At 64.5% G+C, this 26432-nt stretch carries 29 protein-coding genes; 15 read left to right on the forward strand and 14 right to left on the reverse strand.

Annotated features, from left to right (window positions below; translation table 11 throughout):
• Nucleotides 1-35: 35 nt before the first annotated feature.
• Both FJ426_RS02495 and FJ426_RS02500 read right to left on the reverse strand, forming a co-directional pair.
• Complete coding sequence (locus FJ426_RS02495; protein WP_140559218.1) at nt 36-1394, reverse strand: chloride channel protein; 1359 nt, start codon at nt 1392-1394, stop codon at nt 36-38.
• 307 nt (nt 1395-1701) lie between these two features.
• Entirely contained in the window at nt 1702-2001 is a 300-nt protein-coding gene (locus FJ426_RS02500) for a hypothetical protein (RefSeq protein WP_140554786.1), read from the reverse strand.
• Nucleotides 2002-2267: 266 nt separating this feature from the next.
• On the opposite strand from FJ426_RS02500, the gene rlmN reads away from it, so the two are divergent.
• From rlmN to FJ426_RS02515, 3 genes are read left to right on the forward strand one after another with little or no spacing between them, the layout of a single operon-like run.
• The gene (rlmN, locus tag FJ426_RS02505) at nt 2268-3503 is read left to right on the forward strand and encodes a 23S rRNA (adenine(2503)-C(2))-methyltransferase RlmN (RefSeq protein ID WP_140559217.1); all 1236 of its coding nucleotides are present in this window, start codon (nt 2268-2270) and stop codon (nt 3501-3503) included.
• Complete coding sequence (locus FJ426_RS02510; RefSeq protein ID WP_140492187.1) at nt 3500-3949, forward strand: hypothetical protein; 450 nt, start codon at nt 3500-3502, stop codon at nt 3947-3949. The genes rlmN and FJ426_RS02510 overlap by 4 nt, the downstream gene beginning before the upstream one ends.
• The gene (locus FJ426_RS02515) at nt 3946-4398 is read left to right on the forward strand and encodes a hypothetical protein (protein ID WP_140492184.1); all 453 of its coding nucleotides are present in this window, start codon (nt 3946-3948) and stop codon (nt 4396-4398) included. Before FJ426_RS02510 ends, FJ426_RS02515 begins: the two co-directional genes overlap by 4 nt.
• Before the next feature lie 79 nt (nt 4399-4477).
• On the opposite strand, the gene FJ426_RS02520 is transcribed toward FJ426_RS02515, so the two are convergent.
• Nucleotides 4478-5119, reverse strand: coding sequence for a LysE family translocator (locus FJ426_RS02520; protein WP_140492181.1), 642 nt, complete (start codon nt 5117-5119; stop codon nt 4478-4480).
• Nucleotides 5120-5311: 192 nt separating this feature from the next.
• Between FJ426_RS02520 and FJ426_RS02525 the strand changes: the two genes are divergently transcribed.
• Nucleotides 5312-6535, forward strand: a complete 1224-nt coding sequence (locus FJ426_RS02525; RefSeq protein ID WP_140559215.1) for an argininosuccinate synthase — start codon at nt 5312-5314, stop codon at nt 6533-6535.
• Nucleotides 6536-6720: 185 nt separating this feature from the next.
• On the opposite strand, the gene FJ426_RS02530 is transcribed toward FJ426_RS02525, so the two are convergent.
• On the reverse strand, nt 6721-7521 hold the full coding sequence (locus tag FJ426_RS02530; protein WP_140559214.1) for a lytic transglycosylase domain-containing protein: 801 nt from the start codon (nt 7519-7521) through the stop codon (nt 6721-6723).
• A 255-nt stretch (nt 7522-7776) separates the two neighbouring features.
• On the opposite strand from FJ426_RS02530, the gene FJ426_RS02535 reads away from it, so the two are divergent.
• From FJ426_RS02535 to rpsP, 6 genes are all read left to right on the forward strand, one after another.
• Entirely contained in the window at nt 7777-8874 is a 1098-nt protein-coding gene (locus tag FJ426_RS02535) for a putative zinc-binding metallopeptidase (RefSeq protein WP_140559213.1), read from the forward strand.
• Between the two features lie 62 nt (nt 8875-8936).
• Nucleotides 8937-9533 (forward strand): DUF1236 domain-containing protein, encoded by a 597-nt coding sequence (locus tag FJ426_RS02540; protein ID WP_140559212.1) that lies wholly within the window; start codon nt 8937-8939, stop codon nt 9531-9533.
• A gap of 171 nt (nt 9534-9704) precedes the next feature.
• On the forward strand, nt 9705-10670 hold the full coding sequence (locus FJ426_RS02545; RefSeq protein ID WP_140559211.1) for a type II CAAX endopeptidase family protein: 966 nt from the start codon (nt 9705-9707) through the stop codon (nt 10668-10670).
• 290 nt (nt 10671-10960) lie between these two features.
• Nucleotides 10961-12544: a signal recognition particle protein gene (ffh, locus tag FJ426_RS02550; protein ID WP_140824721.1), complete on the forward strand. Its 1584-nt coding sequence runs from the start codon at nt 10961-10963 to the stop codon at nt 12542-12544.
• Nucleotides 12545-12551: 7 nt separating this feature from the next.
• Nucleotides 12552-12878: a chorismate mutase gene (locus tag FJ426_RS02555; protein WP_140492160.1), complete on the forward strand. Its 327-nt coding sequence runs from the start codon at nt 12552-12554 to the stop codon at nt 12876-12878.
• Between the two features lie 57 nt (nt 12879-12935).
• The gene (gene rpsP / locus FJ426_RS02560; protein ID WP_140492156.1) at nt 12936-13337 is read left to right on the forward strand and encodes a 30S ribosomal protein S16; all 402 of its coding nucleotides are present in this window, start codon (nt 12936-12938) and stop codon (nt 13335-13337) included.
• Nucleotides 13338-13420: 83 nt separating this feature from the next.
• Here rpsP and FJ426_RS02565 read toward each other — a convergent pair whose 3' ends face one another.
• Complete coding sequence (locus tag FJ426_RS02565; protein ID WP_140492153.1) at nt 13421-13684, reverse strand: glycine zipper domain-containing protein; 264 nt, start codon at nt 13682-13684, stop codon at nt 13421-13423.
• 276 nt (nt 13685-13960) lie between these two features.
• Here FJ426_RS02565 and FJ426_RS02570 point away from each other — a divergent pair, with 276 nt between their 5' ends.
• Entirely contained in the window at nt 13961-14368 is a 408-nt protein-coding gene (locus tag FJ426_RS02570; RefSeq protein WP_140514037.1) for an ACT domain-containing protein, read from the forward strand.
• A gap of 176 nt (nt 14369-14544) precedes the next feature.
• On the opposite strand, the gene FJ426_RS02575 is transcribed toward FJ426_RS02570, so the two are convergent.
• Entirely contained in the window at nt 14545-15579 is a 1035-nt protein-coding gene (locus FJ426_RS02575; RefSeq protein ID WP_140492147.1) for an aspartate-semialdehyde dehydrogenase, read from the reverse strand.
• Nucleotides 15580-16042: 463 nt separating this feature from the next.
• On the opposite strand from FJ426_RS02575, the gene FJ426_RS02585 reads away from it, so the two are divergent.
• The 3 genes from FJ426_RS02585 to FJ426_RS02595 all read left to right on the forward strand — a co-directional run bounded on the left by FJ426_RS02585 (nt 16043) and on the right by FJ426_RS02595 (nt 19479).
• Nucleotides 16043-17905: a DEAD/DEAH box helicase gene (locus tag FJ426_RS02585; RefSeq protein ID WP_140559210.1), complete on the forward strand. Its 1863-nt coding sequence runs from the start codon at nt 16043-16045 to the stop codon at nt 17903-17905.
• A gap of 116 nt (nt 17906-18021) precedes the next feature.
• A complete protein-coding gene (locus tag FJ426_RS02590; protein ID WP_140492138.1) occupies nt 18022-18735 on the forward strand; it encodes a DUF805 domain-containing protein in 714 nt (237 codons plus the stop codon).
• 72 nt (nt 18736-18807) lie between these two features.
• Nucleotides 18808-19479, forward strand: a complete 672-nt coding sequence (locus FJ426_RS02595) for a DUF805 domain-containing protein (RefSeq protein WP_140514041.1) — start codon at nt 18808-18810, stop codon at nt 19477-19479.
• Here the strand turns inward: FJ426_RS02595 and FJ426_RS02600 are convergent.
• The 5 genes from FJ426_RS02600 to FJ426_RS02620 all read right to left on the reverse strand — a co-directional run bounded on the left by FJ426_RS02600 (nt 19469) and on the right by FJ426_RS02620 (nt 23274).
• Entirely contained in the window at nt 19469-19951 is a 483-nt protein-coding gene (locus tag FJ426_RS02600; protein ID WP_140559209.1) for a GNAT family N-acetyltransferase, read from the reverse strand. The two genes, FJ426_RS02595 and FJ426_RS02600, sit on opposite strands and share 11 nt — an antisense overlap.
• A gap of 4 nt (nt 19952-19955) precedes the next feature.
• Nucleotides 19956-21059, reverse strand: coding sequence for a 3-isopropylmalate dehydrogenase (gene leuB, locus FJ426_RS02605; protein ID WP_140514043.1), 1104 nt, complete (start codon nt 21057-21059; stop codon nt 19956-19958).
• Between the two features lie 250 nt (nt 21060-21309).
• Nucleotides 21310-21660: a VOC family protein gene (locus tag FJ426_RS02610; RefSeq protein ID WP_140559208.1), complete on the reverse strand. Its 351-nt coding sequence runs from the start codon at nt 21658-21660 to the stop codon at nt 21310-21312.
• A 13-nt stretch (nt 21661-21673) separates the two neighbouring features.
• Nucleotides 21674-22057, reverse strand: a complete 384-nt coding sequence (locus tag FJ426_RS02615) for a RidA family protein (RefSeq protein ID WP_140524557.1) — start codon at nt 22055-22057, stop codon at nt 21674-21676.
• A gap of 113 nt (nt 22058-22170) precedes the next feature.
• On the reverse strand, nt 22171-23274 hold the full coding sequence (locus tag FJ426_RS02620) for a saccharopine dehydrogenase family protein (protein WP_140524555.1): 1104 nt from the start codon (nt 23272-23274) through the stop codon (nt 22171-22173).
• Nucleotides 23275-23400: 126 nt separating this feature from the next.
• Here FJ426_RS02620 and FJ426_RS02625 point away from each other — a divergent pair, with 126 nt between their 5' ends.
• The gene (locus FJ426_RS02625) at nt 23401-23829 is read left to right on the forward strand and encodes an Lrp/AsnC family transcriptional regulator (RefSeq protein WP_140559207.1); all 429 of its coding nucleotides are present in this window, start codon (nt 23401-23403) and stop codon (nt 23827-23829) included.
• A gap of 45 nt (nt 23830-23874) precedes the next feature.
• Here FJ426_RS02625 and FJ426_RS02630 read toward each other — a convergent pair whose 3' ends face one another.
• The 3 genes from FJ426_RS02630 to FJ426_RS02640 all read right to left on the reverse strand — a co-directional run bounded on the left by FJ426_RS02630 (nt 23875) and on the right by FJ426_RS02640 (nt 26380).
• A complete protein-coding gene (locus tag FJ426_RS02630) occupies nt 23875-24129 on the reverse strand; it encodes a DUF1344 domain-containing protein (RefSeq protein ID WP_140492115.1) in 255 nt (84 codons plus the stop codon).
• A gap of 200 nt (nt 24130-24329) precedes the next feature.
• Nucleotides 24330-25700: an ATP-binding protein gene (locus tag FJ426_RS02635; RefSeq protein WP_140559206.1), complete on the reverse strand. Its 1371-nt coding sequence runs from the start codon at nt 25698-25700 to the stop codon at nt 24330-24332.
• A complete protein-coding gene (locus FJ426_RS02640; protein WP_140492109.1) occupies nt 25697-26380 on the reverse strand; it encodes a winged helix-turn-helix domain-containing protein in 684 nt (227 codons plus the stop codon). The genes FJ426_RS02635 and FJ426_RS02640 overlap by 4 nt, the downstream gene beginning before the upstream one ends.
• Between the last annotated feature and the right edge of the window lie 52 nt (nt 26381-26432).

The following is a 26432-nucleotide window of genomic DNA, read 5'->3' on the forward strand; positions in this document are numbered from 1 at the left end:
AGAGAGGCCGGACCGCTGGGCCCGGCCTTTGTTTTTCACGCAGGACCCGGTTCCGGCGCCGCCTCCGCCGCCCTGCGCCTGCGGATGGCTTCCGCGATGAAGACGCGCGACAGCGCGTGATAGAGCGGCTCGCGCGAGATCATGCGCGCCGTGCCGTAGCCCAGCATCGAGGCCAGCATCAGCGCGATGACATTGTCGTGATTGCCGGTCATCTCCATGATGATGACGAAGGCCGTCATCGGCGCCTGCACGACGCCGGCGAAATAGCCGGCCATGCCGAGCAACGCGGCCGCACCCGTGCTGGCGCCGAAGACGAGGCCGAGCGAGCTGCCGATGCCGGCGCCGACCGAAAGCGAAGGCGCAAAGATGCCGCCCGGAATGCCCGAGACCATCGACAGCAGCCCGGCAAGGAACTTCTCGGCGAAGAAGAACCAGGGCAGCGGCGTGCCTTCAACGGCGCCGCGCGCCTGCGCGTAGCCGGTGCCGAAGGTCAGGCCGCCCGAGGCGATGCCGATCGCCGCGACGCCGAGCCCACAGATGGCGGCGACCAGCAGGACGCGCCGCAAGGGCTGCCCCGTGTTCCAGCGCCGGATCCGGCGCGTCGCCTTCAGCGCCAGGAGCGAGAACAGCGCGCCGAGGCCGCCGCCGATGACGCCGCAGGCAATCACAAGCGGCCACTCGGCGGCAAACGAGATCGTCTCCTTCGAGACACCGAAATAGGTGTAGTTGCCAAGCAGGCCGAGCGAGGCGATGCCGGCCAGTATCACCGCCGTCAGCACCAGCCCGTTGGTCCGCGCTTCGTAGGTGCGGCCCATTTCCTCGATGGCGAAGACGATGCCGGCCAGCGGCGTGTTGAAGGCGGCCGCGATGCCGGCGGCCGAGCCGGCCAGGATCAGGCCGCGCGCCTGCGCCATGCCGCCCCAGCGTGCCGCCTGCAGCATCAACGACGCGCCGACCTGCACGGTCGGTCCCTCGCGGCCGATCGAAGCGCCGCAGAACAGGCCGACCAGGGTGAGCGCGATCTTGCCCGCGACCAGCTTCAGCGACAGGATATGGCCACGGTCGTCGTCGTCGCGCAGATGCCGCGCCGCGATCGCCTGCGGAATGCCGCTGCCTTGCGAGCCCGGGAAGAAGGCTTGCGCCAGCCAGGCACACAGCACGAAGCCGAGCGGCGTGATCGCCAGCGGCAGATAGAAACGCCAGCCGCCGTCATCGCCGGTCATGGCATGGAACAGCGCCTGCGCCTTGTCGGCGAGCACCGCGAACAGCACGCTGATCACGCCGATGCAGATCGCGCCGGCCCAGAACACCAGCCGCGGCTGCCACACCCGGCGAGAGCCCCACATCGCGCGCGAACGCCGCAGCAAGGGGTATTTTCGCACTGTACCGGCCATGTCTGTCCTCTCGACGGAGCCCCAGCCCTAACACAGGCATGGCCTCGATCAAGCGTTCGCATCAGACGTGAAATGGAAGACGGACGTGGAGCAAAAGTCCATGGCTGCGGTTTGGCACCATGAACAAGGAACCATGAGTTATGCCGGTTCGGCGCAATGATCGTCGTTTCCGCATTGATCATGAGACACCCTCAACACCGACAGGTGGATATCTCGACCTGCGTGTGCTGAGCGGTCTGCGGGAACAAGGCTCGGATGGGCTCCCGCCGACCTTCGGGCCGGCGGGAATATCGATCGACGGCAGGCCTCACATGGCCATTTTTTCGCATTCCGCCTGAGCCTTCTTGGTCGACGTGTCGATCATGAAGGCTTTGCCCTTGGCGTCGGTCATCATCATCATGCAGTGCTTGATCGGCTTTGCCATCTTCATCATCTCGGCACTCATTTTCGCGTCCGGCGTCATGGTGCCCATATGCCCGTCCGGCATGATTGCCGTGACTTGCCCTGCCTTCATCATTGTCATTGTGCCCATCGCGTCTTCGGCAAATGCCTGCGAGGCGGAAAGGCCGACGAAGCTGGCAATGACGGCGAGCTTGATAGAGTTCATCGTGCATACTCCCATTTGTCGGGGCATGGTTGCCCCATTCAGGGTTCGAACGCGCGGTGAGAACCGTTACTTCAACACGATCAAGTGATCCGTTTTTAGTCGAAAAGCACGGACCGCAGGTCTGACCGGCCGGTGCATCTGTCAATCGGTCGGCGCACGGATCGCCTCGCCATCGCATGACTCCGCGGCCAAGCTGTGCTATGGGCCGCGCTTCATATCAGGCCGATGGATGAAATCGGCCGCAAACCGCTTATATCAGTGCAACCATGACCCTTTCATTCGACCTCACCGCCGAAGGCGCCCGTGACGCGTTGCGTGCCCGCGCGACACAGCCGGAAAAGCCGTCGCTGATCGGCCTGACGCGCGCCGAACTGGGCGAGGCGCTCGTCGCGTCCGGCATCGTGCCGGAGCGCCAGGCAAAAATGCGTGCACAGCAGCTCTGGCACTGGATGTATGTGCGCGGCGTCTCCGATTTCGCCGGCATGTTCAACATCTCCAAGGATCTTCGCGCCGAACTCGACAAGCATTTCACCGTGGCGCGGCCCGAGATCGTCGAAGAGCAGATCTCCGCCGACGGCACGCGCAAATGGCTGTTCCGCTTCCCGCCGCGCGGCGCCGGCCGCCCGGTCGAGATCGAGACTGTCTACATCCCCGAGGAAGGCCGCGGCACGCTCTGCATCTCCTCGCAGGTCGGCTGCACGCTGACCTGCTCCTTCTGCCACACGGGCACGCAGAAGCTGGTGCGTAACCTGACTGCCGAGGAAATCCTCGCCCAGTTGCTCACCGCGCGCGACCGGCTCGGCGATTTCCCCGACCGCGACACGCCCGACGGCGCCATCGTGCCGGCCGAGGGCCGCAAAGTGTCCAACATCGTCATGATGGGTATGGGCGAGCCGCTCTACAATTTCGAGGCGGTCAAGAAGGCGCTGCTGATTGCTTCCGACGGCGACGGCCTTTCGCTGTCGAAGCGCCGCATCACGCTGTCGACCTCAGGCGTGGTGCCGGAGATTTTCCGCACCGGCGAGGAGATCGGCGTCATGCTCGCCATCTCGCTGCACGCCACCAATGACGATCTGCGCGACCTTCTGGTGCCGATCAACAAGAAATATCCGCTCAAGGAGTTGATCGCAGCCTGCCGCGCCTATCCTGGCCTGTCGAACGCCAGGCGCATTACCTTCGAATATGTGATGCTGAAGGACGTCAACGATTCCCTCGACGATGCCAAGGCGCTGGTCAAGCTGCTCAGGGGCATTCCGGCCAAGATCAACCTGATCCCGTTCAACCCCTGGCCCGGCACCAACTACCAGTGCTCGGACTGGGAGACGATCGAGAAATTCGCCGACTACATAAATAACGCCGGCTATGCGTCGCCGATCCGCACGCCGCGCGGCCGCGATATCCTTGCCGCCTGCGGCCAGCTCAAGTCGGAATCGGAGCGCATGCGCAAAGTCGACCGGCTGGCGCTGGAAGCCATGATGATCGCGGGGCACGGCGAGGCGTGAGGCGTCTCGTCGCCGGGCTCAAGCGCTTCGTCACCATAGCAGTCGGCTATATCGCCGCCGTGCTGACCTCGATCCTCGTGCCTGTGCTGCTGATCGCTCTTCTGGAAGGGCTCGAATATGGCAACTGGTCCATCGTTTTCGCGTTCGACTGGCTGGTTTCCTTCCCGCTCGCGGTAGTGACAGTGGCGGTCTGCGCGCTGTTGATCGTCGGCCCCGCGATCTTCATGGCCGAACGCTTGTCGCTTCGGGGGTGGTTCTACTTCGCGGCCACGGGCGCGATCACGTCCATCGCATTCGGGGTTCTTGTCCCGGGCTCGGCCGGAGGGTTTGTTTTCAACCCGGGCTTTCTCGGGTTCCTGGCCACCGCCGGCATTGCCGCCGGTTCGGTCTACTGGTTTCTGGCCGGGCGCAAGTCCGGCCATCCCTTACGCCGGGATCAGCAATGACCCGTCTCGTCGCCTATATCGTGCGCCTTGCCGTCATCCTGTTCGGCTATGCCGTCGCCGCGCTGGCGGCCAGCGCGTTCCTCAATGTCCTGTTCCTGGCCTCCCTCGGCTACACGCCGGCGCATGCGGAGCCGGCGGCGACCGCCTCGCTCTATTTCTCGATCCCCTTCGTCGCGCTGTTTGCCGCCTATTTCGCCTTCATGCCGGCGGCCCTCGTGATTCTGATCGCCGAGATTCTCGGCCGGCGCGATTGGCTGTTCTATGCGCTGGCCGGTGCGATCGTCGCCGCCGTCTTCCTCGGCTTCGCCGACCAGATGGGCGATACGCCATTCGCCGTCACCGAGCCGCGCGCCATGGCCGCCGTCATCGGCGGCGGCATGGTCGGGGGCATCTTCTATTGGCTCAGCGCCGGGCGCTGGGCCGGAAGCTGGTGGAAAGCCGAACCCTGACCTCGAACCGAGCGCCCGCGTAAGCAGGGAGCTTTGCTGACCTCCGGTTCGGAAGAGATCAGCAGCGAACAGCAAAATCCTACTTCGCCTGGGCAGTCAGGATTTTGAGCGCGAACGCGGAAAACACGCCGGCGAAGAGATAGTCGACCACCCGCGTCACGCGCGGGCTGGCCTTCATCGCCGCCGAGAATTTCTCCGCCGCCAGCACCATCGGTGTCGTCACCGGGGTCGACAGCACGACGAACATGGCGCCGAGGAAGAACAGCTTTCCCGGCGCGTGCGGATCATGCGCCGAGACGAATTGCGGCAGGAAGGTCATGAAGAACAGGATGATCTTCGGGTTGAGCAGGTTGACGCCCAGCCCCACCATCCAGCTCCGGAACAGCGAGATTTGCGGGCCCGTCTTCTTCTCCGGCGAGAAGGCCGAACCCTTGGTGATCGCCTGCCAGGCCAGGAAGACGAGATAGCCGGCGCCGAAGATCTTCAGCACGAAGAAGGCCATCGGCGAGGCGACGATCAGCGCCGAGACGCCGACCACCACCAGCGTGGTGTGGATCAGCGTGCCGCACAGCGCCCCCGCCATCGAGGCGAAGCCTGCGGCGCGGCCCTGGCTCAGCGTGCGCGAGACGAACAGCGTCATGTCCGGTCCGGGCGTGATCGCCAGGATGACCGTGGCGATGGCGAACTGGATCAGCGTTGCGGTGTCGGGAATGAAGGACATGGTAGGCCCGTTGACTTTCGATACGCAGCTATAATGAACGGGGCCTGCCGTTGCCAGCGGCTGTGCGACGGAAAGGATGATCCAGCTGTCCCGTATGCCTGTTTCTCCGCGCCTTGCCCCGTTCATCCCTTGCGGTGACCGGAAACGGCGTGATACCTCGCCGGCCGAGAACTCTTGTCGCGGAAACAGCAAATGTCGAAAACAAAAGACGTCAAGAAGGTCGTGCTCGCCTATTCCGGCGGCCTCGACACATCAATCATCCTGAAATGGCTGCAGACCGAGCTCGGCGCCGAGGTCGTCACCTTCACCGCCGACCTCGGCCAGGGCGGCGAATTGGAGCCGGCGCGCCGCAAGGCCGAGATGATGGGCATCAAGGACATCCGCATCGTCGACGTGCGCGAGGAATTCGTTGCCGACTTCGTCTTCCCGATGTTCCGCGCCAACGCCGTCTACGAAGGGACCTATCTGCTCGGCACCTCGATCGCCCGGCCGCTGATCTCGAGACACCTCGTCGAGATCGCAAAGGAGACCGGCGCCGACGCGATCGCCCACGGCGCCACCGGCAAGGGCAATGACCAGGTGCGCTTCGAGCTTTCGGCCTATGCGCTCAATCCCGATATCAAGGTCATCGCGCCCTGGCGCGACTGGTCGTTCAAGTCGCGCACCGACCTCATCAACTTCGCCGAGCAGCACCAGATTCCGGTGCCGAAGGACAAGAAGGGTGACGCGCCGTTCTCGGTCGACGCCAATCTCCTGCATTCCTCTTCCGAGGGCAAGGTGCTTGAGGACCCGTGGAGCGAGCCGCCGGAATTCGTCCATCAGCGCACCGTCTCGCCGATGGACGCGCCGGACAAGGTCACCGAGATCGAGATCGAGTTCCTGAAGGGCGATCCGGTCGCGCTCGACGGCAAGAAGCTGTCGCCGGCAACCATGCTCGCCGCCCTCAACGATCTCGGCCGCGACAACGGCATCGGCCGGCTCGACCTCGTCGAGAACCGCTTCGTCGGCATGAAGTCGCGCGGCGTCTACGAGACCCCCGGCGGCACCATCCTTATCGCTGCCCACCGAGCCATCGAATCGATCACGCTCGACAGGGGAGCTGCCCACCTCAAGGACGAGTTCATGCCGCGCTACGCCGAACTCATCTACAACGGCTTCTGGTTCGCGCCCGAGCGGCTGATGCTGCAGACGATGATCGACAAGAGCCAGGAGGATGTCGAAGGTACGGTGCGTCTGAAGCTCTACAAGGGCAATGTCATCGTTACCGGCCGCAAGTCGAAGAAGACGCTCTATTCCGACGCGCTGGTGACCTTCGAGGACGACCGCGGCGCCTACGACCAGAAGGACGCCGCCGGCTTCATCCGCCTCAATGCGCTGAGGCTGCGCACCTTGGCGGCGCGCAACCGCCGGGACTGACCGCTTTACCGGTCAGCGAACAGGAAACCCGGCAACGCGGCCGGGCTTTCTGCTGAAAAGCAATTCCAGGAAAAGTGTGTCCGTTTTCCCGGGAAAAGCGCGTAGCGCTTTCCCTTGGGAATTGCGCAAAAACAAAGACATAGAGCGGTTCGCCGTCTCCGTGAAACGGTGAACTGCCCTAACGATTACTCGCCATCGATCGCCGTGGCGATACGGGCGATGGCCTGTTGATAGACACTCGCGGAGTTCCAGCCGGCAATTGCACCCATATTCGACTGAGCGCTCGCGCCGGCCTGCCAACCATGCGCCTTGAGGAAGTTGGCCGTGGAAGCCAGCGCGGTGCTCTTGTCGCGCAGGTTTCCGCTGCCCACTCCATATTTCAGGACATTTCCGGGCAGGAACTGCGTGTGGCCGATCTCGCCATGCATGGCCCCGACCGACGAGGCGGTCAACGTTCCGCGATCGACCAGCTTCAGCGCCGCAATGGCATGCGGCTGAAAGTAATCCGGACGGCGGCAGTCATAGGCAAGCGTCAAAATGGCGGACACCGTGTTCTGGTTGCCCATAGAGGCGCCGAAGCCCGTCTCCATGCCCCAGATGGCAAGCAGCACGCCCGGCGAGACGCCGTAGGTCCGTTCGATCTTGTCGAACAGCGCCGCATTCGATTTCTTCAGCGCCCGGCCCTTGGAAATGATCGCCGCCCCGCCGCGGCGCTTCATGAAGGCTTCCACCGAGCCGCTGAAAGCCTTGTGGATGGCGCGGTCCGCGGAAATGGTCCTGGTCGCGTAGGTCGCGCCCGCCAGGGCCGCCAGTCCTCTCGAACCCACGCCCTCGGCCCTGGCCTCCGCTGCGAAGTCCTGCTTCCAGGCATCGAAGCCGGCTCCGGTCTTGCCACAGCTGGCCGCCGCCTGTGCGCCCGTCGCCAGCGCAAGCATCGCCACCACAGTGGCCGCTGCAAACATCTTACCTTTGGCAAGAAATGCCATGTTGTTCTCTCCTGGTTGCCTGAATCACGTCCCGGCCGGAATTTGCCAGTGAAACGCGCACTTGTCACTGTCGCGCGCGCAAGCTGGCCAATGGAAGGGAATTTGCCTACGATCAAGCAAATATTGTGGCAAGAACCACCCATGGCCTGACGATCCTTGCGCCATGTTGCTCAATGACGTCACAGTCGGGAACGACGTCTGTCGGCCGGCGTTTTGCACGACGCGCCTTCCCCTGTTCCCTGGTCCGAGACCGAGATGAAACTCTTCGACTGTCCTCATTGCGGCCATCGTCTCTATTTCGAGAACGCCCGGTGCCTGAACTGCTCCAGTGCCGTGCTCTATGATCCGCAGCGCGCCTGCTTTGCCCTGTCCGGTGCCGACGGCGGCTCCCCATGCGCCAACGCCGACGAATGCGCCTGCAACTGGATGGCCGAGCCGGGACAGCCCTTCTGCCGCGCCTGCGCGCTCAACCAGCTGATCCCGGACCTCTCCGTCGACGGCAACCGCCGCCGCTGGATACGGGTCGAGGCCGCGAAGAAGCGCGCGGTCTATTCGCTGCTGGCTTTCGGACTGCCGGTGACGCCCAAGCAGAACCCCGCCGACGAGGCCGGCCTTGCCTTCGACTTCCTTGCCGATCCGATCGGCGGCGGCCCGGGCGGCGAGCGCATCCTGACCGGCCACGACAATGGCCTGATCACCCTCAACGTCGCCGAAGCCGACTCCGCCGAGCGCGAAAGGCGGCGCGTTGAGATGGGCGAGAACTATCGCACCTTGCTCGGCCATTTCCGCCACGAGCTCGGCCACTACTACTGGGACCGGCTGATCCGCGACAATCCGCAAAGGCTTGACGCCTTCCGCGCGCTGTTCGGCGACGAGCGCACCGGCTACGAGCAGGCATTGAAGAACCACTACGCCAATGGTGCCCCACCCGACTGGCAGCAACGCCACATCTCGCCCTATGCCACCTCTCATCCCTGGGAGGACTGGGCCGAAAGCTGGGCCCACCACCTGCACATCACCGACACGCTGGAAATGGTCCATGCGTTGAACTTCCCGCTCGGCCGGCTGGAGACGGTGGAAGCCAACGAATTGCCCCAGGGCGACACCGGGGGCATGCTGCAACCAGCGCCGTCCGAACCGACACCCGCTCCCGAACCGTTCGAAAAGATCCTGTCGCGCTGGCTGGTGCTGTCGGAAGCCTCCAATTCCATCAATCGCTGCATGGGTCTGCCCGACCTCTACCCTTTCGTCATCTCGGATGTCGCGGGGCGCAAACTAGCCTTCGTTCACGACCTTCTGACCGGCCTGCCGCAAGAAACGGGAACAAATCGTGAGTTGGTTTCAACATTTTAGCTGGAACGCATGCGCCGCTCTCCCGTTTTCGCTGCCGAGGGACCATGAAACGGAGAGAAACCATGAAATCCGTATTGTTTCCCGCGGTCGCCGGAATGCTCACGCTCTTCTCGGGCGCCGCCATGGCCGACACCCCCGTCTCCGCAATCACCGATCTCAACGTCCGCGCTGGCCCAGGCCCGCAATATCCTGTCATCGGCGTGCTCGCCGCCGGCCAGTCGGCGACGCTCAACGGCTGCATCGAAAACAGCAAATGGTGCACCATCGCCGAAGCCGGTGGCCAGGGCTGGGTCTATTCGGACTATGTGACGGCTGATTTCGGCGGCAACCGGGTCGTGTTGACGCGACGTCCGCTCGGCTCCAGCGTCGCCGTCGTGTCGCCGCCCGAGGGCTATTCCACCGACTACACCGGCTCGATCATCGCCGGCGAGCCGGTCGAGGACGCCATCCCGCAGCCTCCCGCCGAAGTCAGGACCTATGTCGACACGCATCGCGTCGACCCTGTCTATCTTGAGGGCGAGGTAGTCACCGGGGCCGTTTTGCCCGAGAGTGTCGAACTGCGCGAGATCCCCGATTACGACTACCGCTATGTCTATGTGAACGGCCAGCCGGCGCTGATCGACCCGCAGACGCGGCGCATCGTCTACGTGGTCCGCTGAGGCGGATAGGACACGGGGTCAATCATCGGAGCATGCCTTTCGCCTGCCGGCAGGCAGGCGAGCGCGGCGCGAATGCGCCGAAGGCTGGCGGGCGTATCGAATAGGAATGATTGCGCAGAACCGCCCGATCCCATAGATCATGCGACGCGAAGCACCAGCTTGCGAGAGAGCGTGATATCGGACCCTGCCGCCTTCGAGCACTATCGAAACACAGCCAACGAAAAGACGACCCTGCCGCGCCTGCTTCTCGGGACCGGGATCGTCGTCCTGTTCTGGGCCGCGTCGACGGGGGTCGTGCTGCTGGGCGGCACCTATGCTTTTTTCGCCTGGCGGACAGCGCAAGGCGCGGCTGCGCCCGCCGGCGGCATGCAGGGTTTCCTTGCGTCGCCAATCGGCATTCTCACCGCGCTCGCGTCTTTCGCCGGCATCTGGATCGGCTTGTGGATCGCCATGCGCTGGGTGCATGGCGAGAAGCTGTCGGCGCTCCTCGGCAACAGCCGTCGCATTTCGCGCTCGGGCTTCGTCAAGGGGCTGGTCGCGGTGTTGGTCACTTCGCTCGTGTCCGAGGTCCTGCTCTACCTGATGCAGCCCGAGATCGCGCGCGGCTCGATTGCCCTGTCGTCCTGGCTGCTGTTCCTGATCCCGATCCTCGCGCTCACTTTTCTGCAGACATCATCGGAAGAGGTACTGTTCCGAGGCTACCTGCTGCGCGGTCTTGCCTACCGGTTCAGGAGCCCGTTCGTCTGGGCGCTGCTGCCGGGCCTGCTGTTCACCTCGCTGCACTGGAGCGCGAGCGCCTCGGCCGCCATCAATGCCTGCGTGCTGGTCTCGATCGCCGCTTTTGCACTGCTTTTGACACTTGTCGTCTATGCCACCGGCAATCTCGGCGCGGCCCTCGGCGCCCATCTCGGCAACAATCTGACCGGCTTCCTGCTGATCTCGCATCAGGAGAGCTACAATTCCTTCGCCCTGTTTACCGCCAGACCACTCGAAGGGCCGGGCTGGGCGACGTCGGACGCGGTCCTCATCGCCACGATCGGCATCGCCTGCAGCCTGCTGACGATACTGCTGCTCTTACACCCGCGCTCGCCGCTGAGCGTCTCGGCCGAACCTGCAGACGCAACGAAGGCGACCTGATTGCTGCGCAGGGAGACCGGCGGAACGGTCCCTTGTCTTGACTCCGCGGCCGTTTTCCTGTCTACAGCCCCGAATTCCGCGACGAGTATCCCTCCGAGCAAGCCGACCAGGACGCCGAAGCCTCTTTGAGGCCAAGTGCTGTAAACAGATCCTGGAGGCCAACACCCGGCAGCGCTGTGCGCCCCCGGGTGCTTTTTGGTTTTGGCTTTTGCTTGCCACGAGACTTGGACACCTGGCGCGAACGCATTACCTCTCGGGCACCATCCGGTTGCCAGGGAAAAGGAAACAGAATGTTTGAATCACTTCAGGAGCGCCTTGGCTCCATCCTGAACGGCCTGACCGGCCGCGGCGCGCTGTCTGAGGCGGATGTCTCGGCGGCGCTCCGCGAGGTGCGCCGTGCGCTGCTCGAGGCCGACGTGGCGCTGGAAGTGGTGCGCTCCTTCACCGACAAGGTGCGCGAGAAGGCGGTCGGCGCGGCGGTGCTGAAGTCGATCAAGCCCGGCCAGATGGTCGTCAAGATCGTGCATGACGAGCTGGTCGACATGCTCGGCGCCGAAGGCGTCGCCGTCGACCTCAACGCACCGGCGCCCGTCGTCGTCATGATGGTCGGCCTGCAGGGTTCGGGCAAGACGACGACCTCGGCCAAGATCGCCAAGCGGCTCACCGAGCGTCAGAACAAGAAGGTCCTGATGGCCTCGCTCGACACGCGGCGCCCCGCCGCGCTGGAGCAGTTGCGCCAACTCGGCGAGCAGGTCAAGGTGGCGACGCTGCCTGTCGTGGCCGGCCAGAACCCGGTCGATATCGCCAAGCGCGCCGTGCAGGCGGCCAGGCTCGGCGGTCACGATGTGGTCATCCTCGACACTGCCGGCCGCACCCATATCGACGAGCCGCTGATGGTCGAGATGGCCGACATCAAGAAGGTGTCGGGCCCGCACGAGATCCTGCTGGTCGCCGACTCCTTGACCGGCCAGGACGCCGTCAACCTTGCCAAGAGCTTCGACGAGCGCGTCGGCATCACCGGGCTGGTGCTGACCCGCATGGACGGCGACGGCCGTGGCGGCGCCGCGCTCTCGATGCGCGCCGTCACCGGCAAGCCGATCAAGCTGATCGGCACCGGCGAGAAGATGGACGGGCTGGAGGAATTTCACCCCAAGCGTATCGCCGACCGCATTCTCGGCATGGGCGACATCGTTTCGCTTGTCGAAAAAGCCGCCGAGAACATCGACGCCGAGCAGGCGGCGGCGATGGCCAAAAAGATGCAGTCGGGCAAGTTCGACCTGAACGACCTCGCCCAGCAGCTTCAGCAGATGTCGAAAATGGGCGGCATGGGCGGCATCATGGGCATGATGCCCGGCATGGGCAAGATGAAGGACCAGATGGCCGCCGCCGGTCTCGACGACAAGATGTTCGGCCGCCAACTCGCCATCATCTCCTCGATGACCAAGGCCGAGCGCGCCAACCCCGACATTCTCAAGCACTCGCGCAAGAAGCGCATCGCCGCCGGCTCCGGCACCGACGCGGCCGAGATCAACAAGCTCTTGAAGATGCATCGCGGCATGGCCGACATGATGAAGGCGATGGGCGGCAAGGGCAAAGGCGGCGGCCTGATGCGCGGCATGATGGGCGGGCTCGCCTCCAAGATGGGTCTCGGCGGCATGATGCCCGGTGGCATGGGCGGCATGCCTGACCTCTCCAAGATGGATCCCAAGCAGCTCGAAGCCTTGCAAAAGCAGGCGCAGGCCGCCGGCATGAAGGGCCTGCCCAGCGGCCTTCCCGGCGGCGGTGGCCTGCCCGGCTTGCCCGGCGGCATGAAGCTTCCCGGGCTTCCCGGTCTCGGCGGCGGTGGCCTGCCTGGCCTCGGCAAGAAGAAGTGAGGACGCGATGAACGAGGAAAAGGACATGGCGGACGCCCGCACCATCCTGGCCGGCTACCGTGCTTCGATCGACAACATCGATGCCGCCCTCATCCACATGCTGGCCGAGCGCTTCCGCTGCACCAAGGCGGTCGGCCTGCTCAAGGCCGAGCATGGCTTGCCGCCGGCTGACCCGGCGCGCGAGCAGCAGCAGATCGCCCGTCTTCGCCAGCTCGCGGACGATGCGCATCTCGACCCGGATTTCGCGGAGAAATTCCTCAATTTCGTCGTCCGCGAAGTGATCCGCCACCACGAACAGATCGCCGCTGCCAACGGCGTGACGAAAACCGGCTGAAGACAAAGATTTAGCCGCAACCCTACCAACGAAATCAGAGCTTTTAGGAGATAAGAAATGGCACTGAAGATCAGATTGGCCCGCGCGGGCTCGAAGAAGCGTCCCTACTACCACGTCGTCGTCGCCGACGCGCGCTCGCCGCGCGACGGCCGTTTCATCGAGTCGCTCGGCTCGTGGAACCCGCTGCTGCCGAAGGACGGCGAGCGCGTCAAGGTTGACGCCGAGCGCGTCAAGCACTGGCTGTCGCACGGCGCCCAGCCGACCGACCGCGTGCTGCGCTTCCTCGATGAGGCCGGCCTCGCCAAGCGCGACGCCCGTTCCAATCCGAAAAAGGCCGAGCCCGGCAAGAAGGCACAGGAGCGCGCCGCGCTTCTGAAGAAGGCGCAGGACGACGCCGCTGCCGCCGTCGCGGCGGCTGCGGCCGCGCCGGCCGAGGCGGAGCCCGCCACGGCCGAGTAATCGATCACCGATCGTCTTTTTCGAAACGGCGGGCCCTTAGCCCGCCGTTTTCTATTTCGAATTCATTGTGCGGATGCTGCCGCTCAATAGCCGCTCGGGCAACGATCGACATAGACATGGCCGCGGCTGTCGCGATAACGGCAGCGGCCCGGTTCGCTGGCCCGCCCGATCAGCGCGCCGGCCACGGCACCGACCGCGCCGCCGACCACGGCGCCCTGGACGGGATCGCCCGCCACCGCCGCGCCGACCGCTGCTCCGCCCAGGCCGCCGACGGCCGCGCCTTTTTCCGTCTGCGAACAGGCGCCAAGCGCTGCCGTCAGCACCAGAATGGTCATGATTTTCTTCATTGTCGTTCCTCTCTCACGGGATCGCCGTCCTCGCCGCCATGTTCCTAACTCCCAGGCGGCCGATTTGATCCCTAGACATTGAAGGCCGGTGCTTCGCCGCGCCTGCCAAGGCCATGCCGATCTCCGGCAAGCATTTGAAATCGTTGATGTTCTCACGCCGCAGCGCAGTTCTCTCGCCGGGTTGTCCGTGCAGCGCGCCGGCGTGGCTATCGGCGCGCTTCGGTCGCGTATATGAAGAGCCGGCGGGCGTGGCCCCTCAGACCAAGAGCAGGCAATATGGCCGGAGAGACAGATCTGAAGACATTGCTGGCGTCGATGACGCCGCAATTGATTGCCGGCATCCATGTCTTCGCCACGCTGCCGGCGGGTGTATCGGTTCCGGAAGGACTCGAAGCGGTCATGCTGTTTCGCGAACGCGAAGGCACGACATTGATCCTGCTCGAAGACGAGGCGCAGGCAGCCGGGCTGGAAGCCGTTTTCCGCTGCCGCATGATAACGCTGAACATCCATTCGTCGCTGGAAGCCGTCGGCTTCCTCGCCGCCATCACCGCACGCCTCGCCGCCGCCGGCATGGGCGTCAATCCCGTCTCCGCCTTCTATCATGACCATCTGTTCGTGCCGGTCGACCGGGCCGAGGAAGCGATGAGGTTGCTGCGGGAACTGGCGGCGGAAAATCGGACATAGGCCGGCGCCCCCCTCATCCGCCTGCCGGCACCTTCTCCCCATATAAGGACGGGGGGAAGGTGAGCTAACGGCCGAAGGCCGAGCCCGCGACTGCGGGCCGCCGGTCGTCCGGCGCCCTCGCGGAGGGCCAGCCGCGGCAGCGGCGGTGCGGCCCGCGAGCGAAAGCCAAACAGCCGTCAGGCTGCCTTCTTCTTCGGCTGGATCAGGCCGCGCTCGACCAGCAGTTCGGCGATCTGCACTGCGTTGAGGGCGGCGCCCTTGCGCAGATTGTCGGAAACGATCCACATCGACAGGCCGTTGTCGATGGTCGAATCCTCGCGGATGCGCGAGATGAAGGTGGCGTCCTCGCCGGCCGATTCCAGCGGCGTGATGTAGCCGCCGTCCTCGCGCTTGTCCAAGACCTGGCAGCCCGGCGCCTCGCGCAGGATGTCGCGCGCCTCGTCGGCGGTGATCGGGTTCTCGAACTCGATGTTGACCGCTTCCGAATGGCCGATGAACACCGGCACGCGCACGCAGGTCGCCGTCAGCTTGATCTTGGGATCGAGCATCTTCTTGGTCTCGGCGACCATCTTCCACTCTTCCTTGGTGAAGCCGTCATCGAGGAAAACGTCGATATGGGGGATCACGTTGAAGGCGATGCGCTTGGTGAACTTCTTGACGTCGACCTGGTCGGCGACGAACACGGCGCGGGTCTGCGTGAACAGCTCGTCCATGCCTTCCTTGCCGGCGCCCGACACCGACTGGTAGGTGGCCACGACGATGCGCTTGATGGTGGCCGCGTCATGCAGCGGCTTCAGCGCCACGACGAGCTGCGCCGTCGAGCAGTTCGGGTTGGCGATGATGTTCTTGCGGGTGAACAGCGAGATCGCATCCGGGTTCACTTCCGGGACGATCAGCGGCACGTCGGCGTCGTAGCGGAAGGCCGAGGAATTGTCGATGACGACGCAGCCCTGCTTGCCGATCTTGGGTGACCATTCCTTCGAGACATTGCCGCCGGCCGACATGATGCAGATGTCGGTGTCGGAAAAGTCGTAGGTGTCGAGTGCGCGGACCTTCAGCGTGCGGTCGCCGAACGACACTTCCGTGCCCTGGCTGCGGCGCGAGGCAAGCGCCACCACTTCGCTGACCGGAAAACCGCGCTCTTCCAGTATGTTGAGCATTTCGCGGCCCACATTGCCCGTGGCGCCAACTACCGCAACCTTGAAACTCATAAAGATCTCCTATCCCTCTCCGCTTGGTTGTTGGAGAAAACCCGCCGGCCAGGTGCGGGTTCCGTCCCCCGGGCCGAACCCGGGAGAGGGTGGTCAGGCCAAGGGAATCACACCGTTTTGGTGGTGGTTTTGGCCGTTACTTTGCTGGAACGGGGGGACGCGCCGAAACGCCCGGCGCAATGATGCTCATTGCGGCTGGGGGCATCGAATGCAAGAAGAGCCATCAAAAGGCCGCGCATCGAAAAACGATCCCGTTCGAAGCGGGCTTTTACGCGGTTTGCGGCAGGAGTCAATCAGTGGTGTTTCTTCCTTCCCTCCTTGCGGGAGAAGGGAAGGCGGTGCCGCCTGCCCTGTACAAGAGCGGCGCCAGCAAGTACGAACGGGCGAGATCGTCTGGCTGGCGCTGCGCCAGCCCTGTATGTGCTCCATGATGAGCGCAAGCCCTGAATTCCGAAAGAGTGAGATGTCCAACTTCGAAGCACTTGTTCCTGCGCTGGCAAAGGCGCTGGAAAAACGCGGCTATGCCGAACTGACGCCGGTGCAGAAGGCGGTCCTGGAACTTGGCCAGGCCGACGCGCTGGTGTCGGCGCAGACCGGCTCCGGCAAGACGGTGGCCTTCGGCCTTGCCATGGCGCCGACGCTCCTCGGCGGCGCCGACCGCTTTGCCCATGCCGCGGCCCCGCTGGCGCTGGCGGTGGCGCCGACGCGCGAGCTGGCGCTGCAGGTGACGCGCGAACTGGAATGGCTCTACGAGCTGACCGGCGCCACGGTCGCCTCCTGCGTCGGCGGCATGGACATGCGCACCGAACGGCGCGCGCTGGAGCGCGGCGCCCATATCGTCGTCGGCACCCCCGGTCGGCTGCGCGACCACATCACGCGGAACTCGCTCGACATGTCGGCGCTGAAGGCGGTGGTGCTGGACGAAGCCGACGAGATGCTCGATCTCGGTTTTCGCGAGGACCTGGAATTCATCCTCGACGCCGCCCCCGCCGAGCGCCGCACGCTGATGTTTTCGGCCACCGTGCCGCGCTCCATCGCAACCCTCGCCCAGGGCTATCAACGTGACGCCGTGCGCATCTCGGCCGCCGGCGAGGAGAAGCAGCATCTCGACATCGAATACCGGGCGCTCAGCGTCGCCCAGGCCGATCGCGAGAACGCCATCATCAATGTGCTGCGTTTCTACGAAGCGAAAAACGCGCTGGTGTTCTGCAACACCCGTGCCGCCGTCAACCATCTCACCGCACGCTTCAACAACCGCAATTTTTCCGTCGTCGCGCTCTCGGGCGAGCTCAGCCAGAACGAACGCAGCCACGCGCTGCAGGCGATGCGCGATGGCCGCGCCAAGGTCTGCATCGCCACCGACGTCGCGGCGCGCGGCATCGACCTGCCCAATCTGGAGCTGGTCATCCACGCCGACCTGCCGACCAACCCGGAAACGCTGCTGCACCGAAGCGGCCGCACCGGACGCGCGGGTCGCAAGGGCGTCAGCGCGCTGATCGTGCCCAACAGCGCCCGCAGGCGCACTGAACGCCTGCTGGCGAGCGCAAAGCTGACCGCGACATGGGCAAGTCCGCCATCCGCCGACGACGTGATCCGCCGCGACGACGAGCGCATCCTTGCCGATCCCGCCTTCGACGAACCGGTGAAGGACGACGAACGCGGCTTCATCGACGCGCTTCTCGCCAAGCACGGCGCCGAGCAGGTGACGGCCGCCTTCGTGCGGCTGTGCCGCTCGAGCCGCTCGGCGCCAGAGGATCTGATGGACGTCGCGCCGTTCACGCCGTCGCGTGAAAGACCGGCGGGCGAAAACTTCGCGCGCCGCGACGAGGCGCCCAGCCGCCGCGACGATTTCGGCGCCAGCGTCTGGTTTTCGCTGTCGGTCGGGCGCCGGCAGAATGCCGAGCCACGCTGGCTGATTCCGATGCTGTGCCGCACCGGCAGCATCACCAAGCGCGAGATCGGCGCCATCAAGATGCAGCCGGAAGAGACCTTCGTGCAGATCGCCGCCGACTGGGCCGACCGTTTCCTCGCCGCCGTTGGTCCCGACCGCAAATTGCAGGGTAACATCGTGGTGAAACGGCTGGACGGCATGCCGGACCTGTCGCGCGCCGGCTACCAGCCGCCAAGTCCGGACAAGAAACCGCATCGCGGCAAGGCGCCGTTCGACCCGAACGCGCCGAAGCGCAAATTCGAGAAGCGCGCGCCGGCTGGCGACCAGCGCCCCGCCGCATCTGACGCGAAGCCCTGGGCGAAAAAGCCGGGCAAGCCGAAATTCGACAACGCCGGACCGCCGAAACCCAAGAAGGCGAAGAAGCGGCCGAGCTGAGATCTCCCGGCCATGTCGTCACGATGGCTGCCGCGCCAGCCGTCGCATTTTCATGCTGCCCCTTGCGATCCGCCGGAACTTTGAACAGTCTGGTCGGGCGTTCGGGGGATCGGGGCATGCGCGGCGAAGTTCTTCACTATGACGAGACCCAGGGCTTCGGCTTCATCACCGGGGCGGATGGTGAGCGCTATACTTTCGCGCGTGAGGATCTGCGCCGCGAAATCGCAATTGCCCGAGGCACGGCCGTTGAATTCCAGCCCGGCGGCGGCCAGGCGCGCGACATCTTCCCGGCCGGCGCCCAATCCGCGCCTCCAACCGGCGTGGCCGCCGGCGCCCATGCGCGAACCGGTGCGTCCGTCTCTTCCGCTGCTCAAATCGCACAGCCGCGGCATTTTGGCCGCGCCGCCAGCACCGGGCCGGCCGAGCCCGGCCTGTGGGGTTATTTCTGGCGCGGCATCACCGAGAATTATTTCAACTTCACCGGCCGCGCCCGCCGCAAGGAATACTGGGCCTATTGCCTGTTCTGGTTCGTCGCGCTGCTGGCAGTGACCGGCATCGGCATTTTCGCCGATGCCGCGATGGGCAATCTCGACGACGCTGAAATGCCGGCGGTGACGATTGGCCTGTTCGGCCTTTTCCTACTTGCGACCTTTCTGCCTGGCCTCGGCATGACCGTGCGTCGTCTGCACGATATCGGCCTGACCGGCTGGCTTTTCCTGGTGATCCTGATCCCCACCATCGGCAGCCTGATCATCCTGGTCTTCGCGCTCATCCCGACCCAGGCCCGGGAGAACCAGTGGGGACCGGTGCCGGCGGGCGCCAGAACGTAGCCCTGCGTGCGTATTGCAATTACGTGCAACTTTAAGTAGCGTCTCGCGACGCAATGTGAAATGGGGCAGAGCATGCGCGGGACGGTGTTCCACTATGACGAAGGCCAGGACTACGGTTACATCAACGGAACCGACGGCAAACGCTACATCTTTTCCCGTATCGATTTCAGCCTGGAACTGCCCCTCGGCAAGGGTACCCTTGTCGAGTTCCAGCCGGGCGACGGCACGGCGCACAACATTGTCGCCACGGCCTCGGCCGCATCGTCGTCAACCACCAGTCAGCCACGGCAGACCAGCCGTTCTGCCCGAAGCCGTCCCGCCTACTCCACAGGGCTGTGGGCTTATTTCTGGCGCGCGGTGATCGCGGATTATGGTAATTTCACCGGACGCTCCCGCCGCAAGGAATTCTGGGCCTTCTGGCTATTCTACACCCTCGGGGTGCTCGCGCTTTTCGGCTTCGGGATACTTGTTGAACTGGCGATCAACGGCTTCGAAACCAACGCGGACAGGACGCCGATGGGGTTCATAGGGTTCATACCCCTACTGGTTTTCTTTTCGGGATTGATCCTGCCTTGCATTGCGCTCCTCGTACGGCGTGCGCATGACGCCGGCCTGAGCGGCTGGTTTGCCCTGCTTTGCTTCGTCCCGCTCATTGGCGGCATCGCCGTGCTAGTCTTCGGGCTTATGCCGCCTCAGCTGGGCGAAAATCCTTGGGGACCGGTGCCGGCGGGCGTCAGGGTCTGACCGCCCCCAGCGCCTCGCCCGAAAGCCTGAGAAAGATCTTCTGGCCGTGGCGTTCGGCGCCAAGCCGGTCGTAGAAGCGCAGCGCGCCTTCGTTCCAGTCCTCGGTGGTCAGGTCGATGCGGCCGATGCCGTTGCGCCGGCAATGGTCGGCGAGAAAGCCGACCAGCGCCCGGCCGACCCCAGCGTTGCGAGCCTTGTCGCGCACGAACAGATCCTTGAGGAACAATAGCCGCTCGAGGTCGATGCCGGGATGCGCGATCGCTACCGACGCCAGGCCGCTGATCTCGGCCCCGATGAAGGCCAGCGCGAAATGCGGATAGGCCGGGCTTTCCTCATCCAGCCATTTGCGTGCCGCCGACAAGGCGCGCTCGTGGTCGAGCGGCGGCTGCCGGTAGTACACCGCCATGTCGCACAGCATCGTGGCGAGCGCCGTCGCGTCGCCGGTCGTCGCCCAGCGGACGGCGATCATCATGGGCTCAGCCCAGGAACTTGGCGATGATCGCGTCGCTCATCTCGACGGTGCCGACCTCGGTCATGCCGGCGGAGAGGATGTCCTTGGTGCGCAGCCCGTCGTCGAGCACGGCGGCGATTGCCGCTTCGAGCTTGTCGGCTTCATCGACCATGGCGAAGGAATAGCGCAGGCACATGGCGAAGGAAGCGATCATGGCGATCGGGTTGGCGATGCCCTTGCCGGCGATATCGGGCGCCGAACCGTGCACCGGCTCGTAAAGCGCCTTGCGCTTCTTGGTCTTGGCATCAGGCGCGCCGAGCGAGGCGGAAGGCAGCATGCCGATCGAGCCGGTCAGCATGGCGGCGATATCGGACAGCATGTCGCCGAACAGGTTATCGGTGACGATGACGTCGAACTGCTTGGGCCAGCGCACCAGTTGCATGCCGCCGGCATCGGCCAGCATGTGGTCGAGCTTGACGTCGGAATATCGGGCCTTGTGGGTCTGGGTGACGACCTCGTTCCACAACACGCCGGACTTCATGACGTTGCGCTTTTCCATCGAGGTGACATGGTTCTTGCGCGTGCGCGCCAATTCGAAGGCGACGCCCGAAATGCGCTCGATCTCGAATGTGTCGTAGACCTGGGTGTCGATGCCGCGCTTCTGGCCGTTGCCGAGATCGATGATCTGCTTGGGCTCGCCGAAATAGACGCCGCCGGTCAGTTCGCGCACGATCAATATGTCGAGGCCTTCGACCACCTCTTGCTTCAGCGAGGAGGACGCCGCCAGCGCCGGATAGCAGATCGCGGGCCTGAGATTGGCAAACAGCTCCATGTCCTTGCGCAGGCGCAGCAGGCCGGCCTCGGGGCGAACCTCGTAAGGCACGGCATCCCATTTCGGACCGCCGACGGCCCCGAACAGCACGGCGTCGGCGGCAACAGCCTTTTCCATGTCGGCATCGGAAATCGCGGCACCATGTGCATCGTAGGCGCAGCCGCCGACCAGCCCCTCGTCGGTGGCGAAGCCGCTGCCGAGCTTCTCGTTCATGGCCGCTATCAGCTTCTTGACCTCGGCCATGGCCTCGGGGCCGATGCCGTCGCCGGGAAGCAGGAAGAGATGTTTCGAAGCCATGGAGAGCCGTCCCAGAAAGAATGCGTTTCGATTTGCACAGCATCCTTCGCGCGCCAATGAGGCGCGCGGCGCTGTGCGACCGCGGCCTTGCTAACCGCCAAGCGGTTGCGACGCAAGGAAGAACAATTGGCGAAGGCGGCTAAGTGCGTAATCTCCCCCCCTTGAGGGGGAGATGGCCGCCAGGCCAGAGGGGGGCGCTGTCCCGCCAGCATGTCCAGGTCAGCAGTCGCCTCGGCGCTTTGCAGATGTTTCACCGATGCGAGAGAATGTTGACCAGCCGGTTGAAAGGGTCGCGCACATAGAAGCGCCGCACGCCCCAGGGCTCGTCGGCCGGCCCGTATTCGATGGCGAAGCCGGCTGCCTTCATGGCGTCGAGTGCGGCATCAACGTCGTCGACCTCGATCGACAGGTCCGGCACCGGCGTGCCCGACCCGCCTTGCGCCATGAAGCTGACCTGTACCTGCATCCTTTCCTCGGACCCGTAGGTGACGATCCAGCCTTGATCCATGAGCACATCGAGGCCGAGCACGTCATGGTAGAAGCGCCTCGCCGATGCCGCGTCCTTTGTTTCGATATTGGCTACGATACGCCGCACTGCCATGGCATTGGCCTCCTCAGTCTGTGCGCCGAAGCGCCGTCACCTCGATTTCGATCTTCATCTCCGGTCTGTTGAGCTGGCACACGATCATCGTTGCCGCCGGCCTGATCTCGCCGAACGCTTCGCCGAGAATGGGGAACACCACGTCGACGAAGGCCTGGTCGGTGATATAGTAATGCGCGCGCACCACATCTTCCATGTCGAAGCCGCCGTCCCGCAAGGCACTGGCGATGGTTGCCAGGCAATTGCGCGTCTGCGCCTCGACCGTTTCCGGCATCGTCATCGAGGCATAGTCATAGCCGGTCGTTCCGGACACGAAACACCAGTCGCCCTGCACCACGGCGCGCGAATAGCCGGCGGTCTTCTCGAAGGGCGAACCGGTGGAGATCAGCTTTCGCATGGCATCCTCGCAAGGGGTGTTCGCAACCACTTTGCGGGCAAAGGCCTCGCACGGCCATAGGCCAGACGGAGCTGGCCGTTGTCCCGAGGGCCTTGGCCGTCCGCTGGGGCGCGTCAGCTCGCCAGCCGGCTGACCATCTCGTGCTGGGCGTAGGCACGGCCGAAGCGGTTGGCGAGGAAGGCGTCGAGCGCGATGTCCTCCTGCTTGACGAAGCCAGTCGCCGGCAAGGTGCCGTCGGCCAGCATGTCGAGCACGGCGCAGATTCCCGATGCCGTGGTGATCTGGATGGCGCTGCGCACCGTCTGGCCGACCCGCTTCGAATAGATCTTGTTGGCGTAGGTCTCCTGCAGCAGGCGGCCGTTCTTGCGCCCCGAGACGGTGACGAAGACGATGACCACGTCCTGCAGCGTCGCTGGCAGCGCGCTTTCGAAAATGTCCTTCAGCACCTCGCGGCGGTGGCGCAGGCCGAGGTCGTTGAGCAGCGCCTTCATGATGGCGGCGTGGCCGGGATAGCGGATGGTGCGATAGTTGAGCGTGCGCACCTTGCCCTTCAGCGTCTCGGCCAGCGTGCCGAGCCCGCCGGAGGTGTTGAAGGCCTCGTAGGTCACCCCGTCGAGCGAGAATTCCTCACGCTCCTCCAGCGGCGGCACCTCGACCAGCTCGCCCTCGACGATCGCCTCGCAGGGCTCGCAATATTCGTTGATGACGCCGTCGGTGCTCCAGGTCAGATTGTAGTTCAGCGCGTTCGAAGGATATTGCGGCAGCGCGCCGACCCGCATGCGCACGCTCTCCAGCGTATCGAAACGGCTGGCGAGGTCGTTGGCGACGATCGAGATGAAGCCCGGCGCCAGCCCGCATTGCGGGATGAAGGCGTTGTTGGCCGAACGCGCCAGTTCCTTCACGCGCCGGGTCGAGACGACGTCCTCGGTGAGGTCGAGATAATGCACGTCGGCGCTTGCGGCGGCTTCGGCGATGCGCGTGGTCAGATGGAAGGGAGCGGCGCTGAGCACCGCGAATTTTCCGGCGAGCGCAGCTTCCAGCGTGCCCGCGGCCGCGATGTCGAGTTCCAGCGTCTCGACCCCGTCAGGCAGTTCGGCCGCGGCAAGCTGCGCGGCCGAGCGGTCAACGAGAGTGACGTGATAGTCCCCGGTTGAAAACAGCATCTCGGCAATGGTCGAGCCGATCTTGCCGGCGCCGACGACAACAATTTTCTTCATGACCCGGTTCCCTCGCCCGACAGTTGATTTGTCCCGCTACAATCGCGGCTTGCCGGACGAAAGGAAGCGTGGAATTGTACGAAATGAAGTACCCTTTTTGCCGATATGCCGACCAGGTTCGTTGAAATGCTGAGTGATGCCGACCAGGCCCTGCTTGTCCTGTTGCGCGAGAACGCCCGCGCCTCGACCGCCGCTCTGGCGCGCCGGCTCGGCGTGTCGCGCACCACGGTGCAGAGCCGCATCGAACGGCTGGAGCAGCGCGGCATCATAGCCGGCTACGGCGTCAAGCTTGCGCCCGATTATGAACAGGGACTGGTGCGGGCGCATGTGCTGCTCACCGTAACGCCCAAGCTCGCCGACAAGGTGGTGCGCAGCCTGCGAGCCCTGGCGCCGGTCAGGACGCTGCATTCGGTGAGCGGCAATTTCGACATGATCGTCATCGCCGACGCGCCGTCGATCAAGGACCTGGACACGCTGCTCGACCAGATCGGCGCCCTCGAAGGCGTCGAACGGACGTCGTCATCGATCATCCTGTCGACGCGGATCGATCGGTGATCACCGGTGAAAAACCGGGCCGCAGGCGGCCCGGTCGTGCCGCCTTTACTTGGCAGGCTGGATGTTCGAGACCAGCGATTTGCCGGATTTCGTCGAATAGGTGACGATCACCTTCTTGCCGGGCTTCAGCGTCTCGACCTCTATGCCCTCCGGCAGGTTCAGCGTCTTGCCGTCGGCCAGCGTGATGGCGTCGCCCTTTGCATCGACATTGACGATGGTGCTGGTAACCGTCCTTGCAAGGGCTGCCGTCGAGGATGCGGCCGCCAGCACTGTCGCGGCGGCGATGACGAATTTCCTCATGGTCTTTTCTCCTAACGCTTGTTGTGGTGCCGAAGTGGTTCGGCATCGAGGGGTCGGAACGATTACAGTTGCCGCCCCGCTTCCCCCGGATCGAGAGAAGATCGGTCGATCCTAGCGAGGCGAGTTGTCGGGCAGCTGGCCGGCGCCTTACGGATCCGTAAGACCGGGATGACGGACAGAGGATCCAGGTCTATCGCCGGCTAACCCGACGCCAGCGGGAAACTCACCATCACGGCGAGACCCGGCCGGCAGTCCTCAAGCGTGATCGATGCGCCGTGCAGGTCGGCGATGGCCCTAACGAGGCTGAGGCCGAGGCCGCTGCCTGGCGTCGAGCGGCTGTGGTCCAGCCGGTAGAGCCGCTGGAACACTTTTTCACGCTCGTACGCCGGGATGCCAGGACCGTTGTCGGCGACTCTGGCCAGGATATGCTCGTCCCGGCGTTCGGCCGACAATTTGATCGCGGTGCCGGGCGGGCAATGGCGCAGCGCATTCTCGACCAGGTTGGCGAACATCTGCATCAGCAGCTCGCGATCGCCATGGATCCGGTCCGTCGTCCCGTCCAGCCGCTGCGACGACAGCGACTTGCAGTCGTCCTCTGCCACCTCGGTGTAGATCTCGGCGATGGTTTGCAGAATCTCGCCGAGATCGACATCGGTAAAGCGCGCCTTGCGCGCGCCAGCCTCGATCTGTGCAATTCTAAGCAGCGCGTCAAAGGTCTCGTTGATCTGGTGACCCTCCGCGCGCGCGTCGGCCAGGTCGCCGGAGACATCCTGATCCTGCGCCGCCTTGTCGGCCGCGCCCTCCAGAATCATCTGCAGCCGATTGAGCGGCGTCTTCAGATCGTGCGCAATGTCGGCGCTGACCTGCTTCATGCCTTCGACCAGCGCCGACAGACGATCAAGAGCCGCATTGACCTGATTGGACACGACGTCGATGTCGTCGCCATTGCCGGTCAGTGGAATGCGGGTATCCAGCCGGCCATGCGAGACATCCACCATAGTGGCGGCAATGCCGTCGAGCCGGCGCTGAACGCGCGAGGCGAGCAAGGCGCCGCCGGCCACCGCCAGCCCGGCGATGATCAGCGTCGCCCAGCCGAAGCTCATCAGTATGATAGTTTCCAGTTCCTCCGTCTCGGACAGGCTGAAGGCGATCGTCAGATTGTTGCCGCCAATCGAGCCGGAATAGGCACGGTATTGGGCACCGGCCGGCACACCGGGCATTTTTGCGTCGAGCATCGAGAACCCGTCGGGAACTCCAGCCGCGGTGAAGTTGCCGGCCAGACGGTTGCCGGCCGCGTCGGTCAGCGAAAAGAGCTGTTCCTTCTTGGAGCTGAGCTGCGAATGACTCTCGACCGTGGCGATCAGGTCCTCGAGGTCGCTCTCGGTATACGTTGCGGCGACGACCGAGTAGGTTTCCCTGATGGTTTCGTCGAGCCGTCCCGCAAGATCGGCGCTCATCATCCGGTAGACGATGGCGCCGGACAGCACGAAAGCCAGCATGAACAGGAGGGCGAACGTCAAGGCGAGCCGGAACGGCGTGCTGCGCGGCAGCCGGGACCATGTTGCGGTCATGGTGAAAGCGGTGCGTGCAGGCTGTAGCCGGTATTGCGGACCGTATGGATGAGCTGGGTTTCGAAAGGCCTGTCGATCTTGGCCCGCAAGCGGCTGATATGGGTCTCGACGACGCTGGTCCTGGGATCGAAATGGAAATCCCAGACGCGCTCCAGGAGCATGGTGCGGGTGATCACCCGGCCCTCGCCGCGCATCAGCACTTCCAACAGGCTGAACTCACGCGGTTGCAGGTCGATCGGCTGGCCCTGCCTGGCAACGCGGCGCATGATCAGGTCCATTTCGAGGTCGGCTACCCGCAGAACGGTCTTCTGCTCCAGTGCGGCCGGCCTGCGGCCGAGCGCATTGATGCGGGCAAGCAATTCGGAAAAGGCGAAAGGCTTGACCAGATAGTCGTCGCCGCCAGCCTCGAGGCCCTCGACACGGTCGTCGATGCCGCCGACGGACGTGAGAAAGATCGCCGGCGTGCGCACGCCCGCCGCACGGACCGCCTTAACCATCGACAGGCCGTCGAGGCCTGGGATCATCCGGTCGGCCACGATCACGTCATAGCCGCCGCTGGTCGCGGCGAAGAGCGCGTCGTGCCCGTTGCGCAATAGGTCGCAGACATGGCCGGCCTCGGTCAGGCCCCTGACGATGTAGTCAGCCGTCCTGTGGTCATCCTCGACAAGAAGAAGTCGCATCGCTGTTCCGGTTGATTGCCGATGTTGGGAACAGGCTAGCACCGGCGTGGGT

This window comes from Mesorhizobium sp. B2-6-4 (assembly GCF_006441495.1).
In the GTDB taxonomy this organism is placed as follows: Bacteria; Pseudomonadota; Alphaproteobacteria; order Rhizobiales; family Rhizobiaceae; genus Mesorhizobium.